We start from the raw sequence: 2,355 nt of genomic DNA, 5'->3' as shown, positions 1-2,355 counted from the left end.
CAGCAGCAGCACCTCCAATCTGTATTTCAAGAAGTCCGTCACCAGCAAAGCTCCTTCTTTGGCTACAGCGCTGGTAACTTTATGAATCTCTGTCTTTGCCTGAAAATAGATTTAGCAGATTATGACTTTTCTCACTGCAAGATTCGCCAAGTAGATTTTCAAGGAAAACAGATTGCCCATCTCAATGTTTCCTATGCTGTAATTAAGGACTGCCTATTTACCCAAACCTTTGGTAGTATTCTCGCAGTCGCTTGTAGCCCAGACAACACCATGCTTGCTTTGGGAGATATTAGTGGCAATCTCTGTCTGTGGCAAACAGCAGCAAGTCAAGGAGATTGGTTTGCTCTGGAACAACCCTATTTAACCTTGAGGGGGCACTCCAGTAATATTACTGCCATCGCTTGGCATCCCCATGAACGTAAACTGCTCTGCGGCAGCGACGATTACACCCTCAAACTTTGGGATGGGCAAACTGGTAATTGTTTACGTACCTTTCAAGGGCATGAAAAGGAGGTTTGGGATGTGGCGTGGAATCCCGATGGTACGATGATTGCCAGTAGTAGTAGCGATCGCACCATAAAACTTTGGGAGCCGGAAACAGGAGAATGTTTGGCAACCTTAGCAGGGCATGAAAGACTAATATGGAGCATTGATTGGAGCCCCGATGGAAAACTCCTCGCCAGTGGTAGCGAAGACTGCTCAGTTAGACTGTGGGATGTGCAGAGTGGTGAATGTTGTCAAATATTACCCAAAGCCGGGGCTAGGGTTCGTCGCGTCACCTGGAGTCCCGATGGAAAAATCCTTGCCACTGGCAGTTCAGATAAACTGATTCGGCTGTGGGATGGGAAAACGGGGGAGTTGATTAGAACCCTTGCATTGCCCTCTATCTGGGTTACTTCTCTAGTATGGAGTCCCGATGGGAACATACTAGCAAGCGGTGGCGATCGCAACATAAAACTCTGGAATCCTTTCACTGGTGAATGTCTGCAAACCCTCCAGGGGCATAAAGAGCATATTTGGGGACTCCATTGGACCGCGGATGGCAAAACTCTGGTTAGTGGTAGCCACGATCAAACAGTACGGTTTTGGGATACAGAATTAGGGCAGTGTCGTCGTGTCATACAGGGGTATATTGCCCCAATTTTATGTGTAGTTTGGAACCCAGATGGCAATAAACTCGCTAGTTGTAGCAGCGATCGCACAGCAAGAATTTGGGATCTTGAACAAGAAGCAGGGAGGAAAGGGTCAGGAGGCAGGGGGAATGCCTCTTCCCTCCTGCCGTGGAGCGAAGAGTCACAAGGGTCACAATCCCCGACTTCTGTAAGTCATTTTCGTTCAGGTGGGGTACAATCTCCATCTGAACATCCCCCTGCTCCCCATCTCCCTGCTCCCCTGCCTCTTTTTGAAACTGGACAATGCACCACCTTAAAAGGTCATCAAGGTTGGGTGTTTTCAGTCAGTTGGAGTCCTAATCAAACTGTAATTGCCAGCAGCAGTGCAGATGCCACCATTAAACTGTGGAATGTGGATACGGGGCAATGCCTGAGAACATTATACGGTCATGTGAGTTGGGTATGGTCAGTTGCCTGGAGCCCAGACGGACAAATGCTTGCTAGTGGTAGTAGTACAAATGATTTAACAGCACGGGTGTGGAATGCTGCTACGGGTGAATGCCTGCATGTGCTTTCTGGCCATCAAAGCTGGATTTGGTGGGTGGTTTGGAGTCCTGATGGCAAAATTATGGCGACGGCTGGGGATGACCAACAGATTAAAATGTGGAATGTACAGACGGGAAAATGTATAAAAACGTTGCATGACCACCGTTTATTGGCAGTTGCGATCGCCTGGAGTCCCGATGGCAAATACTTAGCCACCAGCAGCACCGAACAAACCGTGAGACTGTGGAATGTGTCAACAGGCATTTGCGAGTTAGAAATGGTGGGACATCAGCAAACCGTTTGGTCAATCGCCTGGAGTCCCGATGGTAAATGGTTAGCCAGTGGTAGTGATGACTGTAACATTAAACTCTGGAATTTGCAGACAGAGCAGTGCTACCATACCTTCCAAGGACATGAGAGTCGCATCAGTTATATCTCCTGGAATCCATCTGGGAAAATCTTTGTCAGTAGCAGTTTTGATGCCACCCTTAGACTCTGGGACGCTTGTAGTGGGAAGTGTTTGCAAGTATTGAGGAGCGATCGCCCTTACGAAGGAATGAACATCGCTGGAGTTCAGGGATTAACAGAGGGACAGAAAGCTAATCTGAAAGCATTGGGAGCGATCACGTAGTGTTTCTAAGGCGAGCATCCCACTGATGCAGAAATGGGAGGGCTGGATATTTTATTACTTGGAAAT

General features: G+C 48.0%; 1 protein-coding gene. It reads left to right on the top strand.

Annotated features, from left to right (window positions below; all coding sequences use genetic code 11):
- The coding region (locus tag CALSC_RS16705; protein ID WP_200817657.1) for a WD40 repeat domain-containing protein at positions 1-2,289 on the top strand (2,289 nt) is incomplete at its 5' end.
- Positions 2,290-2,355 lie beyond the last annotated feature (66 nt).

This window comes from Calothrix rhizosoleniae SC01, from assembly GCF_900185595.1.
GTDB lineage: Bacteria > Cyanobacteriota > Cyanobacteriia > Cyanobacteriales > Nostocaceae > Calothrix_A > Calothrix_A rhizosoleniae.
Note: the sequence above shows the minus strand (reverse complement) of the source record. Positions and strands in the feature narration are given on the sequence as shown.